The sequence below is a fragment of the Ruegeria sp. H9 genome, from assembly GCF_056532915.1.
Genome location: NZ_JBQFNX010000001.1, coordinates 283,487 through 296,142, shown reverse-complemented (window position 1 = coordinate 296,142; position 12,656 = coordinate 283,487). Strand labels below are relative to the sequence as shown.

Below are 12,656 nucleotides of genomic sequence, written 5' to 3'. Positions count from 1 at the left end.
GGATCAATCGATGATGGTTACTGGCTGGCCCAAAGCGTCTGCATCAGGCGTCACGCCAAGGCCGGGGCCTTCGGGTGGGGCGATGCGACCGTTCCGGCGGCTAGGTGCATTCGGATCGAGACGCGGTTTGACATAGTGGGACAAATCGCAGGTATTCATGATGCCGCGCGCTGGGGTTGAGGCTGCAAGATGCAGCGAGGCGGCCGTCGTAACATCGCTGCCCCAAGTATCCTCGATGCACATCTGCGTGCCTAGTGAAAGGCAGAGATCGCGGATTTGGCGCATTGCCGAAAGGCCGCCCATCTTCGACAGTTTCAGCGCAGCAGCATCCATGCAGCCAGCGCGGTGTCCTGCCAGAACCGAATGAATGTCACAGGCGCTTTCGTCCAGCTTCATCGGCAGACCAGTCGCGGCGCGGACATGGGCGCATTCCTCGATCGTGGCGCAAGGTTGTTCCAGCATTATGTCCAGATGCGAGACAGCGCGGCCAACTCGTGTGGCGGTCAGCGTATCTGACCCGCAATTCCAGTCTCCATAAACCAACGGGCCATCACCAACAGCCTCGCGCACTTGAATCAAACGAGCAACGTCGGCTTCCCAGTTGTTATCTGCACCCAGCTTCACCTGAAACTGTCGCATGCCCTGATCAAAGGCATTGCGCGCCATGCGCGCCATTTCTTCCGGTGCGATACAGGTGATTGAATGATACAGCGGCATATCGGCAACGGCGCGCCCACCGAGCAAAGCATATAGCGGTAGTCCCGCTGCCTGTGCGGTCAGATCCCAAAGCGCTGTATCAATGGCTGACTTGGCGTAGCCATGCCCGATCAGATGCTTATTAAGGCGCTCCATCAGCGCTTCGGGACCAACCGGGTTAGCGCCGATGAGAACGGGTGCCATCTCTTCAAGCGCTGGAACCACGCCCTTGGCATAGGCGGGTAAATAATGCGGGATCGGACAAACCTCTCCCCAGCCCGATGCGCCGGTGCCGGTATCCAGGCGGACGACCACTGAAACCGTCGTATCGCAGGTCTTGCCCTCGGCCATGTAATAGGTGTCATGCGAGGTCAGCGGGACTTCCCAGGCGGTGATGCGGGTTATCTTCATCAGGCGGTTTCCATCAGGCGCAGGATTCGTAGGTTGCGACAGGTGGGCCAAGGCTGTCAAAGTCCGGCGTCACCCCAAGCCCCGGAGTATCTGTGGCATAGAGTTTACCGTCCCTTACTGTGGGGCCGCCAATCCCGGTGTTACGGGTGTTGTAGTTCATCAGATCGGTTGAATTGATCAGCATCTCTTGGGGTGTTGAGGCCGCAAAATGGCCGACCGCAGCGGTGGTGATCTGCCCGCCCCATGTGTCCTCGGAGACAACCGGAATACCGTGATCAATCAGGAAATCACGCACCCGGCGGGCTTTGGACAGCCCACCAAGGTTTGAAATCTTCAGACAGCAAATTTCGGCACCCCGATCGTTTACAATACGCCGGGCCATGTCGATCCCGGTCACACATTCATCCAGCTTCATCGGTTGCTCGGCTACGCGGCGCACCTGCTGGCATTCGTCATAGCTGTGGCAGGGTTGTTCAAGGATAAAGTCCAGATCTCGGGTTGCCCGGGCCACACGGATGGCGTTGTCAACGCGCCAACCCTGATTGGCGTCTGCCATCGCCTTTTCACCGGGTTTCAGCAGGGGCACTCCTTCGCGGATACGGTCGATATCGGTCACCCAGTCGCCACCTACCTTGATCTGGAACTGCCGGTATCCCGCTGCGCGGTGCTGCTCCATCTCGGCGATGGCTTCTTCCAAGACAGGCCTTTGCGGCACAACCCGGTACATCGGCGCACCATCGGTGAGTTTGCCGCCCATCAGCATCCAAACAGGTTGTCCGGTGGACCGTCCCAGAATATCCCAACACGCTGCATCAAAGGGCGCTTTGGCGTAGCCGTGACCTTGGACCGTGCCATCCATCAACCGTTCGATCTTGGACAGCTGGCGGGGGTCCTCACCCAGCAAATGCGGGGCGGCAAGGCGGGCAAAGGCCTCGACCCCTTCGGAATGGGCGATCATGTAGTTCTCGCCGCAAGGGGCAAACTCGCCGCAGCCCTGCAGCCCTCCATCCGTGTCGATCACCACTACCGAAGACATCGACGTTGTGATCGCGTTGCCCGCCCCCCAGCCGTATGAGCCGCCGATATATGGCAGGGGGGTCTTGAAAACTCGGATGCGCGTAATCTTCATGGTTTCACCACAGGTCTCCTGCGATGGCCGCCATGCGCTGAGGAGCAATCCCCGGCGCACTGACATTCAGATCACGCCAATTCACGAACCGCATCCGTACGTGGGCGCTCAGATTTCGGATCATAGGCTGCTTCGCCGAGGACACGCCCTTTGCGGGGTACACCAGCGATAACTACTTCGATCTCTGTGCCCGGAACATTCACGTGTGGCTTGACGTAAGCAAAGGCGAGGATTTTGCCGACGCTGTGGCCATAGGCGACCGAGGCTGTTGCACCGACAACCTCGCCGTTGATCCGAATAGCCTCGCCCCCATGACCATCTTCGACCCCATCCGGTTCGATCTCCAAATAGGCGCAAATCCAAGGCATCTCGCCCGCCTCAGACTGAGCGGCGCTGGCGCGCGTTGCTTCGACACCCAGATACTCTTTGTCCAGCTTGAAGAACCGGCTGACATTGGCCTCTGGCAGCGTGACCTCGTTGGTCAGTTCTCCAGCACCGGGGAATGCTTTTTCCATGCGCAGGCTGTTCATCGCAAACGAGCCGTAGTTTTCGATGCCAAATTCCTCGCCGGCAGCCCACAGTGCGTTGTAGACGTCAACGCAGGCTTCATCCGGCATGTGGAATTCCCAACCCAACTCGCCCGCATAGGACATGCGAAAGGCCCAGACCTTGTGCCCCGCGATGGTGATTTCCTGAGCCGACAGCCAGCGGAACCCGGCGTTGGACAGGTCCGCGTCGGTGCATCTGGCCAGCACCTCGCGGGAATTTGGCCCGTTCAGGGACAAAGCCGACCAATCTTCGGAGAGCGTTTTGACAAAGACTGTCTCTCCCGTGAGGTTCTGGTTCAAGTGATCGACAAGGCGCTGTTCAAAGAACGCCGCGCAGACCAGATAATAGCGGTCTTCCGCCATGCGAACGATGGTCGTCTCAAGCTCGATACGGCCCCGGCGGTTCAGAAAGTGGGTCAAGGTGATCGAGCCATCTTTCTGTGGCATCTTGTTGGCCGTCAGACGGTCAAGATAGGCATAGGCATCGGGGCCTGAAACTTCGACTTTGGTGAACGCGGTCACGTCCATGATACCAACACGCTCACGCACGGCTTGGCATTCCAGCGCAACCATGTCGAAGACTTCGTTGCGGCGGAACGAATAGTGGTCACGCTGTTCAACACCATTGCGCGCGAACCATCGCGGGCGCTCGTGGCCAAAAACCTCTTCATAGACCGCGCCCTTTTCCTTGAGGATTTCATAAAGCGGCGAGGGTTTGATCGGACGCCCTTCAAGACGATTGAAATGCGGAAAGGGGATCTCGTGCCGCAGCTTGTAATCCTCATGCGCCTTGATGACCTGCCAGTCTTTCTTGGCATAGCTGCCAAAGCGGCGCGGATCATAGTCACGCATATTGATATCAGCAGCACCGTGTACCATCCATTTGGCCAGTTCACGGGTCAGACCAGGCCCCCAACCGATGCCGATCTGCGTGCCACAGCAGCACCAGTAATTCTTTACGCCCGGTGCGGGGCCGACCATTGGGTTGCCATCTGGCGGATGGCTGATTGCTCCATGGACTTCGCGGGTGATGCCCAGTTCAGAAAAGATCGGCATCCGTTCCAATGAGTTTTCCAGCCATGGCATGACACGGTCATAATCCGCGTCGAACAGCCAGTTTTCGTACTCCCAAGGGCATTCATCATGCCAGACAGAGTTTGAGTTCTCTTTTTCGTAGATCCCGATCAGGCCTTTCTTCTGTTCCATGCGGATATAGCCCGAAACCATCTTGTCATCGCGGATCACCGGCAGCTCGGTCTTCAGGTCTCTGAATTCAGGCACATCTTCAGTGACAAAATAATGATGGGTCATCGAGGTCATGGGTAATTGCAGGTTCGACCATTCGCCCATCTGACGGGCATAGGTGCCGCCTGCATTAACGACGTGTTCGCAGGTGATGGTGCCTTGTTCGGTTTCCACCACCCATTCACCTGCATCGTTCTGGGTGATGTTGGTCGCGCGACAGTGGCGGAAAATCTTCACACCTTTCTGACGGGCCCCAGCTGCCATCGCCATAGTCACGTTCGAAGGATCAACGTGACCGTCATCTGGCGTATAAAGCGCACCAATGACACCGTCGAGGTTATAGTAGGGGTGTTTGTCAGCTATGAAGTCAGGCCCTACCAACTCGATATTGAACCCCAGCGCTCGGCCAACTGATAATGTGTGGCGAAGCCAGTCCATCTCATCCTCGGTATAGGCCAGACGGAATGAACCGCAGCCGTGCCACGTGACCGCCTGACCAGTTTCTTCCTCAAGTGTCTTGGAATAGAGGCCAATGTTATAGTCGACCATCTTGCCCAGCCCGTGGGAACTGGTGGAGTGAGTGATCTGACCAGCGGCATGCCAGGTGGAGCCCGAAGTCAACTCGGCCTTTTCTAACAGTACCGTGTCTTCGCCCCAACCTTCATGGCCCAGGTGATAGGCCAGTCCGCAACCCATGACGCCACCGCCGACAATGACGACATTTGCGCGTGCAGGCAGTTCCTTTTTAGACATCGCAACTTCCTGTTTCCGAGACATGGAATTCTGTGGACTTCCTATTGCTACATATGTACCACTGTCAATTAAAAATGGCACAAATGTACATACCGAGGTAAGCAATGTGCGGTACAGATGTTTCAAGTGGTATTGTGACGCGTACGGATGTTACGAATCCTGACGCGATCTTTTTGACTGAAACACCAGCTCGGTTTGTATCAGGAGAAAAAATATGACTGTCCTGCCAACCCACTCGCTCGAGGCCCGGTACTATACGGATCCTGACATATTCGACAAAGAGATGAACGGCCTGTTGTGCAGAACTTGGCAATACGCAGGTCATGCGGCAGATATCCCAAATGTAGGCGATTACTTTGCGTTCGAAATCGCAGGTCAGAACCTTTTTGCCATTCGCGGACGCGACAATCTTGTCAGGACTTTCTACAACGTGTGCCAGCATCGTGCGCATGAAATGGTGACCGGAACCGGAAATACCCGTGTAGTGGTCTGTCCCTATCATCAGTGGACCTATGAGCTTACCGGCGGCCTGCGGTCTGGACCGAACATCAAGAAAGTTCCCGGTTTTGATCGCGCGAAAATTTGTCTGACCGAAGTACGGACCGAAGACTTCCTTGGGTTCATCTTTGTCAATTTGGACGATAACGCGGCAACGATGGACGAATGGTATCCCGGTGTCCGGGACGAGTTGTCTGAGTTCGTGCCGAACACTAACGCTCTGGCCCCCTTAGAGTGGGTGGAAATTCCCGAGAACTGCAATTGGAAGGTTTCGATCGAGAATTACTCGGAATGCTATCACTGCCCAACTAATCACCCGACCTTTGCAGAAGGCGTGATCAAACCGGAAACCTATGACATTCAGCCCGATGTGTCGGGAGGTTACGTGCTGCGTCACACGACCGAGTGCCAAAGCCTCGAAAAGATGACCTATCCGATTGATCTGGAAAGCAACAAGCACGCGGGCGACTATCAAAGCTGGTTCCTGTGGCCGATGTTCTCGTTCCAATGCTATCCAGGAAATGTTCTGAACACCTATCATTGGCGGGCAAATACAGTGGACAGCTGTACCGTCTGGCGCGGGTGGTACACAGAAGGCGGTCATGAAAGCGACGTGATCCGTGGCCTTGCCACTCAGGATCGCGAAACGACTGTGGCCGAGGATATTCGGTTAGTGGAATCCGTTCACCGCGGCCTGAAATCCAAAGGGTACAAACCGGGACCGCTGGTGCTTGATCCGGCCTGTGGCGTCATGAGTGAGCATTCCGTTGCGAAGCTTCAACAATGGATGCGCGAGGCGATTGAATAACGTTACGTGCTGTGGATGGGCCAGATAAGACATCACCGAAGCCAACGCTGTGCCAAAGGGCATACCCGACCAGAACGACGCGATCGAGCCCCTTGCCTTCGGTGGTGGGCTTGGTTGTAAGACAGGGGCGGCGGCTTTAGCGGAATATCGAGCCAGGACCGACTAAGTTGCAGATCGGTCGTTTCACCTGAGGAGAGAATGATGGACGACAACCTGTTTGAACATGGCCTGAAGCAGCGCAAGTCGACGCTGGGCGCCGAGTATGTTGAGAAGAACCTGGCAGCGGCGGATGATTTTACCCGCTCATTCCAAGAGAACATGACTGCTTGGTGCTGGGGCTTCGGCTGGGGGGATGACACGATCGATCACAAGACCCGTTCGATGATGAACCTCGCTATGATTGGGGCACTCGGCAAGATGCATGAATGGGAAATCCACTGTAACGGCGCGTTGAACAATGGTGTCACCAAAGAGGAAATCCGATCAATCATTCATGTGATCGGCATTTATTGTGGCGTCCCGCAGTCTCTTGAATGCTTCCGTGTCGCTCGCAAAGTCCTGACCGAACGTGGGCTGCTGGACTGACCTGATCCCTTCGCGAGATCTTCAGAAGGAACAACACAATCAGCGAGATTGCGCGTCTGCAGTTCGCGCGGTCTGCTGACACCTGCCTAAGCCGGGTCTGGCACCTCACCTTGCTAATGGTCCCCCATCGCGACGATGCATGAAGTACCGTTGGCGTAGTTCTGAACGATCATCCAGTCTCCGCTTGTACGTTTGACCCAAACCTCCAGCATCGTTTCGGGATCGCGCAAACCCATGCCCTGACGTTCGGCCCCCAGAACCTGTTTCAGTGTCTGTGCCATCCGCGCGCTGTCATCACAGCTGACATCCGCCATTTTAGACTGCGCAGTAGAAGGCACCGCAAGGCATAGAAGAAGAAGGCTGGCATGAAGACGGGTCATAGGTGAAGGTTAGTTCTTTCTGCGCTCAAGCGTAACAGTTCTGTGACGCCCTGTGGATAAAACTCGAGTGGAGCCCTGCGAGATACGACACTCGCTGCAGAACCAGGCAATCATCGCGCCTGTCACAAATCTTTCGCGTAGATGTAAACGAAACGATTCAAAAGCGTCACGAAGCTTTTGTTTTGACGTTCTATCCGCCTCGCAACGATGGGGGCGATATGCTGAGAATTGAAAAGCTGACCAAAAAGTTTGGTGACAAACGGGCCGTGGATTCGGCGAATATAGTCGTCGACAAGCCAACCATGATCGGGATTATAGGCAGCTCCGGGGCTGGAAAATCCACGCTTTTGCGCATGGTCAACCGTCTGAGCGATGCAACGACCGGCACAATTACTTTTGAAGGCGAAGAGATCTCTGCGCTTCGCGGCGCTGCCAAACGCGAATGGCAATCGCGCTGTGCGATGATCTTCCAGCAGTTCAATCTTGTACCGCGCATGGATGTCGTCTCGAACGTTTTGCATGGCACGCTGAACAGGCAATCGACCTTTTCGACGATGTTCAACCTGTACCCGCGGTCGGATATTCATAAGGCGATTGAAATTCTGGATCGGCTAGGCATTGCCGAGCAAGCACCCAAGCGAGCCGAAGCCTTATCAGGCGGCCAGCAGCAACGCGTCGCCATCGCCCGCGCGCTGATGCAGGACCCGAAGATCATTCTGGCGGATGAGCCGATCGCCTCGCTGGACCCAATGAATGCACAGGTTGTGATGCAGTCGCTGCGGGCCATTCACGAAGAAGACGGCCGTATGGTCATTGCGAATCTGCACACATTGGATACCGCGCGTCGCTACTGCGACCGGGTCATCGGAATGCGTGATGGTCGGATTGTGTTCGACGGCACCCCTGCGCAGCTGACCACGGGCGTAGCGCGCGACATCTACGGTGCAGGCGCAGACTTTTCCGAGGCCGCAACCTCGACCGAGATCGAAACACTGGACAGGCCCGAGGTCCGCGAAGCGGAAGCCTACGTCTGAGCCAGTTTCCCCCCGCGTCCGTCGCGGGCCACCTTCATCTAACCGAACGGAGAAAACGATGAAAAAGACCCTCGCACTGGCGTTTGCCGCCACGACCGTTTTGAGCACTGCTGCTCTTGCCGAAGAAATCACCGAGTTTCGCATTGGCATCCTTGGTGGTGAAAATGCCCAGGACCGCATGAACTCGTACCAGTGTCTCGCAGACTATACCTCTGAGGCGTTAGGCGTTGAGACCAAGCTATTCGCCCCGGCGGACTACAACGGTGTGATTCAGGGCCTGTTGGGCGGGACACTCGACATGGCTTGGCTGGGTGCCTCTTCTTACGCAGCCACCTATCTGCAAGACCCCGAAGCAGTTGAGCCCGTTCTGATCAAGGTCAATGTGGATGGTTCAATCGGGTATCACTCGATTGGGTTCGCCCGCAAGGATAGTGGCGTCACCTCACTGGACGACATGAAAGGCAAAGTGTTTGGGTTTGGTGATCCGAACTCGACCTCAGGTTATCTGATCCCATCGATCGAAATCCCCCAATACAAAGAAGGTGTCACCATGGAGTCGGGTGAGTATTTCGGTGAGGTCAAATTCACTGGTGGCCACGAGCAGACGATCGTCGCTGTGAATAATGGCGACATTGATGGTGGTGTGACCTGGGCCGATGGTCAGGGCAACTGGGAAGATGGATACAATTCTGGTGCCCTGCGCAAAGCGGTTGACGCAGGTCTTGTCGACATGAACGACATGGTCCAAATCTGGAAATCGAACGTTATCCCCGAAGGCCCTGTGGTTCTGCGCAAGGCGTTGCCTGCCGATGTCCGCGCGACCATGACAGATCTTGTCGATGGCCTGCACGAGCGTGACCCCGATTGCGCATATGGTGTGGCGGCAGGCGAAACGCTGGGTTTCCAGCCGGTATCGCATGACACCTACATCTCGATTGTTGAGGCCCGCAAAGCCAAAATCGGTGGCTAACGCGCGCACATGACGTTTCCGGCAACCCATTGGGGTTGCCGGTCTTTATTCATTCGGGGCTCGGGATGGCAGATTTATCAATCGGTGCGGCGCCAGGCGGCGTTGAGACCATTCAATCCAGCTATATGGCACAAGTTCACAAGCGCAGGCTTTATGGCGGGCTGACGCTGCTGATCTTTGTGGTCCTGATGGTATCAGGTTTCAACATTGCGGATTCCCGAAACGCGGGTGGGTTCTGGGACGGATTGTATCAGATCGGTGATTACCCGGCGGATGTGCTGTCTGAAGCTTGGGAAAAGCGGGCCGATCTGCCTGGCCTGATCGTGAAGTACTTCCCTGCACTGGTTGAGACGGTGAACATTGCCGCAGTTTCCACGTTGATCGGGGCCATCGGTGGTCTGATCCTGTCGCTTCTTGGCACACGCGGGCTGGCGAAATGGCCGGGTTTAATCCCGGTCTTCCGGCGTATCTCGGATGTTATGCGCGCAGTGCCGGAAATCGTTATCGCGCTTGTGCTGATCTTCGTCCTTGGGGGCGGTCCGGTGCCGGCGATGATCGCTATCTCAATCCACACCGCAGGGGCGCTTGGTAAAATGTTCTCGGAAGTATCCGAAAACGCTGACCTGAAACCGGTTGAGGGGTTGGCTTCGACCGGGGCGACTTGGTCGAAACAGATGATGCTGGGTATCCTGCCACAGGTCGCGCCAAACTATATCAGCTACACGTTGCTGCGATTTGAGATCAATATTCGCGCTTCTGCCATCCTGGGCTTCGTCGGCGCGGGAGGGTTGGGTTACGAACTGCGCAATGCCATGGCTTGGGGTCCGGGTCGTTTTGACGAGGCCGGCGCGATTTTCATCCTGCTATTCAGCACCATCGTATTCTTCGATCAGGTGTCCAGCCGCTACCGCAACCGTCTGACCGAAGGGCAGGGCCAATGACCACAATTGATTGGAACTTCGGGCTGGACGAGGCCAAGCTTGACGCCGAAAAGCTATTTCAGCGTAAACGATTGATCGGCTTTAGCATCCCCGTCGTGATCCTCGTTTATCTCACCTACATCTTCTTCGCCTTCGACCTGCCGGGCCTTGCGCAACGTGCCAATCTGGACAACGCCGTTACACTGGCTTCTGATAGCTGGTCACACAAAGTGCATGTCACACGCAATAATCGGAGCGGTGAGGTGACCTATGCGGTTGAGGGCGAGCGTAAGGGCACTTATCCCGTGGGTAAACGTCCCGACTGGGTATCGGGTGAAGAGGTGACGACGATCGATCTGGGCCGCAATCATATCGTGCGGTTCCTGCCTGACAACCGGACCGAGATTGAAATACCCGACTTCCAGCTGATCGAAGTGCAGGCCAAGGGACGCCGCCTGACGACAAATCTGCCCTCTGAACTGCCCGACTGGATTTCCGCATCTGAACGGCGTGTTGGCGTCACAACGCCTGAGGGCCGGATCACCATGACGGGCGCTCGGACTGAAGTGTTCAACTATTTCCCGGGTTGGGAGTTGTTCTGGTTCACGCTTGACAGTCCCTACCACGGCCATGGGCTTGGTGAAATCCTGTTTGGCGCGCAGATCGATCCAAGCCGTTCGAATATCGCAGGCGCAGTCTCTGACTGGTGGAACAACGCGATGTGGCGGCATAAGGATGTGGCCTGGGCCATCGGAGAAACGATCCTGATGGCATTTCTGGGTACGATGGGTGCCGCTATGATCGCGCTGCCATTGGCCTTTCTCGCCGCCAAACGGTTTTCGCCGATCATGTTGCTTCGCGCCGCAACGCGCCGTCTTTTCGACTTTGTGCGCGGTGTGGACGCATTGATCTGGACTGTGGTTCTGGCTCGGGCCTTTGGCCCCGGACCATTGACCGGCGCGTTGGCGATTCTGATTACCGACACGGGCACGTTTGGCAAGATCTTCTCGGAGGCGTTGGAAAACGTTGATCAGAAACAGATCGAGGGGGTGTCCTCGACCGGGACCAAACCACTGCAGCGATACCGGTTCGGGGTGATCCCGCAGGTTGTTCCCGTGCTGCTGGCCCAGATTCTATATTTCCTCGAATCCAATACACGTTCAGCGACGATCATCGGTGCGATCACCGGTGGCGGCATCGGACTGATGTTGACGCAAGCCATCCAGACGCAGAAAGATTGGGAAGAGGTCGCCTATTACATTGTCCTGATCATCATCATGGTGATGTTCATGGATTGGGCCTCGGGCTGGTTGCGCGGTAAGCTGATCGGGCGGAAAGACTGATGGCGCGGCTTTCAGCGGAACAGCCCTGCATTCACCCCGAATGTGAGATTACCGAAAGCACGTTCGGGGCCTATGTTGAAATCGGCAAGGGCAGCCGCGTCGTACATACAAAAATGGGCGACTACAGCTATTGCGATCGTTATGCCGACATCGCCAACGCGAAGGTCGGTAAGTTCGCCAACATCGCCGCGTTTTCGCGGATCGGCGCGACTGATCACCCGCTGCACACGGCGTCCTGTCACCATTTCCTGTATCGCTCGAACGATTATTGGGACGATGCGGATCGGGACGAGGTGTTTTTCAGTCACCGCAAATCCCGAATTGTCCATATCGGGAACGATACATGGATTGGCGCAGGCGCGATGATAAAGCCCGAGGTCACACTGGGTGACGGGGCTGTTGTGGCTGCGGGTGCCTTGGTGACGAAGGTTGTAGACCCCTACACAATTGTTGCCGGTACTCCTGCAAGACCCTTGCGACTGCGTCAGCCACGACACATCGCCGATCGGTTGATCGCTTTGGCCTGGTGGAATTGGTCTCATGACAAGTTGCGGTTGGCGCTCGACGATTTCCGTGCTCTGACGGCGGAAGCGTTTCTGGAGAAATACGAGCCTTAACTCTCAAGGGTCAGTGTCACCCGATCTCCAACAAACCAGGTTCGGCCAAATTCAACCGGTTGTCCCTGTTCGTCAACATTCACTCCGGATGATCTAAGCAGCGGATCACCTTCCGAAACCTGCAGATGCAGAGCTTGAGTGGCCGTGGCGCGCGTGGCCGTCAGACGGGTTGAGGCCCGAGTATAGTCAGTGACACCCGACCTGTTTAACGCCTCGGTAACGCTGCTGGTGTCTTGTAGCGCTGCGCAGATGCCTGGCAGTCGATCAAGAGGAAACATGCTTTCGAACACGGCAATCGGGTGCCCGTCCGCCAATGAGAGGCCGTGATACGCACAGATCTGATCACCGGGTGAAACAGTCAGCGCGGTGGCCTCGCCCTCGGTCGCTGCCCGTTCTTCAACATGAAGCACCCTCTTTTCTGGTCTGCGACCAGCAGCGATGAGGTTTTCATGGAATCGCACCCGCGACCCGATGGGGTAATCGGTGGGCGTGGCCGCCACAAAAGCGCCCGCGCCCCGGCGCGTTCGGATTAGGCCCTCATCCACAAGGGCCGAGATGCCGTGACGCACCGTATGGCGGTTCACACCGAACCGCTCTGCCAGTGCCGCTTCGGTTGGCAGCTTATCACCCGGGCCATAGCGCCCTTCGGCCATATCGCTGCGAAGTGCGTCGGCGATGGCCTTCCAGATCGGGGTTTTGGTGGGAGTGTCACGCAAGTT

General features: G+C 56.5%; 12 protein-coding genes. 7 read left to right on the top strand and 5 right to left on the bottom strand.

Annotation, left to right across the window (positions count from 1 at the left end; translation table 11 throughout):
* Nucleotides 1-3: 3 nt before the first annotated feature.
* The 3 genes from ACR0CZ_RS01405 to ACR0CZ_RS01395 form a co-directional block, all read right to left on the bottom strand.
* Entirely contained in the window at nt 4-1,107 is a 1,104-nt protein-coding gene (locus ACR0CZ_RS01405) for a mandelate racemase/muconate lactonizing enzyme family protein (protein WP_170394271.1), read from the bottom strand.
* Nucleotides 1,108-1,120: 13 nt separating this feature from the next.
* Nucleotides 1,121-2,236 carry a mandelate racemase/muconate lactonizing enzyme family protein gene (locus tag ACR0CZ_RS01400; protein WP_170394274.1) on the bottom strand — a complete coding sequence of 372 codons (1,116 nt, stop codon included), beginning with the start codon at nt 2,234-2,236 and terminating at the stop codon, nt 1,121-1,123.
* A gap of 71 nt (nt 2,237-2,307) precedes the next feature.
* A complete protein-coding gene (locus ACR0CZ_RS01395; RefSeq protein WP_170394277.1) occupies nt 2,308-4,782 on the bottom strand; it encodes an FAD-dependent oxidoreductase in 2,475 nt (824 codons plus the stop codon).
* Between the two features lie 214 nt (nt 4,783-4,996).
* On the opposite strand from ACR0CZ_RS01395, the gene ACR0CZ_RS01390 reads away from it, so the two are divergent.
* Nucleotides 4,997-6,088: an aromatic ring-hydroxylating oxygenase subunit alpha gene (locus ACR0CZ_RS01390; RefSeq protein WP_170394282.1), complete on the top strand. Its 1,092-nt coding sequence runs from the start codon at nt 4,997-4,999 to the stop codon at nt 6,086-6,088.
* Between the two features lie 198 nt (nt 6,089-6,286).
* Nucleotides 6,287-6,673: a carboxymuconolactone decarboxylase family protein gene (locus tag ACR0CZ_RS01385; RefSeq protein ID WP_480436495.1), complete on the top strand. Its 387-nt coding sequence runs from the start codon at nt 6,287-6,289 to the stop codon at nt 6,671-6,673.
* Nucleotides 6,674-6,786: 113 nt separating this feature from the next.
* Here the strand turns inward: ACR0CZ_RS01385 and ACR0CZ_RS01380 are convergent, their stop codons facing one another.
* On the bottom strand, nt 6,787-7,053 hold the full coding sequence (locus tag ACR0CZ_RS01380) for a hypothetical protein (RefSeq protein WP_170394288.1): 267 nt from the start codon (nt 7,051-7,053) through the stop codon (nt 6,787-6,789).
* Between the two features lie 218 nt (nt 7,054-7,271).
* Here ACR0CZ_RS01380 and phnC point away from each other — a divergent pair, with 218 nt between their 5' ends.
* From phnC to ACR0CZ_RS01355, 5 genes are all read left to right on the top strand, one after another.
* Nucleotides 7,272-8,087 (top strand): phosphonate ABC transporter ATP-binding protein, encoded by an 816-nt coding sequence (gene phnC, locus ACR0CZ_RS01375; protein WP_170394291.1) that lies wholly within the window; start codon nt 7,272-7,274, stop codon nt 8,085-8,087.
* 58 nt (nt 8,088-8,145) lie between these two features.
* Nucleotides 8,146-9,057: a phosphonate ABC transporter substrate-binding protein gene (phnD, locus tag ACR0CZ_RS01370; protein ID WP_170394294.1), complete on the top strand. Its 912-nt coding sequence runs from the start codon at nt 8,146-8,148 to the stop codon at nt 9,055-9,057.
* A gap of 65 nt (nt 9,058-9,122) precedes the next feature.
* On the top strand, nt 9,123-9,998 hold the full coding sequence (gene phnE / locus ACR0CZ_RS01365) for a phosphonate ABC transporter, permease protein PhnE (protein ID WP_170394297.1): 876 nt from the start codon (nt 9,123-9,125) through the stop codon (nt 9,996-9,998).
* Entirely contained in the window at nt 9,995-11,320 is a 1,326-nt protein-coding gene (phnE, locus tag ACR0CZ_RS01360) for a phosphonate ABC transporter, permease protein PhnE (RefSeq protein ID WP_480537128.1), read from the top strand. Before phnE (ACR0CZ_RS01365) ends, phnE (ACR0CZ_RS01360) begins: the two co-directional genes overlap by 4 nt.
* Nucleotides 11,320-11,937 (top strand): DapH/DapD/GlmU-related protein, encoded by a 618-nt coding sequence (locus ACR0CZ_RS01355; RefSeq protein WP_170394301.1) that lies wholly within the window; start codon nt 11,320-11,322, stop codon nt 11,935-11,937. Before phnE (ACR0CZ_RS01360) ends, ACR0CZ_RS01355 begins: the two co-directional genes overlap by 1 nt.
* On the opposite strand, the gene phnF is transcribed toward ACR0CZ_RS01355, so the two are convergent.
* Nucleotides 11,934-12,653, bottom strand: a complete 720-nt coding sequence (gene phnF, locus ACR0CZ_RS01350; protein WP_170394304.1) for a phosphonate metabolism transcriptional regulator PhnF — start codon at nt 12,651-12,653, stop codon at nt 11,934-11,936. The genes ACR0CZ_RS01355 and phnF overlap by 4 nt on opposite strands.
* Between the last annotated feature and the right edge of the window lie 3 nt (nt 12,654-12,656).

Bases quoted from the DNA above. Each gene is read 5' to 3' on its own strand.
- phnE (WP_480537128.1), top strand. From the start codon at position 9,995: ATGACCACAATTGATTGGAACTTCGGGCTGGACGAGGCCAAGCTTGAC.
- ACR0CZ_RS01395 (WP_170394277.1), bottom strand. From the start codon at position 4,782: ATGTCTAAAAAGGAACTGCCTGCACGCGCAAATGTCGTCATTGTCGGC.
- phnC (WP_170394291.1), top strand. From the start codon at position 7,272: ATGCTGAGAATTGAAAAGCTGACCAAAAAGTTTGGTGACAAACGGGCC.
- ACR0CZ_RS01385 (WP_480436495.1), top strand. From the start codon at position 6,287: ATGATGGACGACAACCTGTTTGAACATGGCCTGAAGCAGCGCAAGTCG.
- ACR0CZ_RS01390 (WP_170394282.1), top strand. From the start codon at position 4,997: ATGACTGTCCTGCCAACCCACTCGCTCGAGGCCCGGTACTATACGGAT.
- ACR0CZ_RS01355 (WP_170394301.1), top strand. From the start codon at position 11,320: ATGGCGCGGCTTTCAGCGGAACAGCCCTGCATTCACCCCGAATGTGAG.
- ACR0CZ_RS01405 (WP_170394271.1), bottom strand. From the start codon at position 1,107: ATGAAGATAACCCGCATCACCGCCTGGGAAGTCCCGCTGACCTCGCAT.
- ACR0CZ_RS01380 (WP_170394288.1), bottom strand. From the start codon at position 7,053: ATGACCCGTCTTCATGCCAGCCTTCTTCTTCTATGCCTTGCGGTGCCT.
- phnD (WP_170394294.1), top strand. From the start codon at position 8,146: ATGAAAAAGACCCTCGCACTGGCGTTTGCCGCCACGACCGTTTTGAGC.
- phnE (WP_170394297.1), top strand. From the start codon at position 9,123: ATGGCAGATTTATCAATCGGTGCGGCGCCAGGCGGCGTTGAGACCATT.
- ACR0CZ_RS01400 (WP_170394274.1), bottom strand. From the start codon at position 2,236: ATGAAGATTACGCGCATCCGAGTTTTCAAGACCCCCCTGCCATATATC.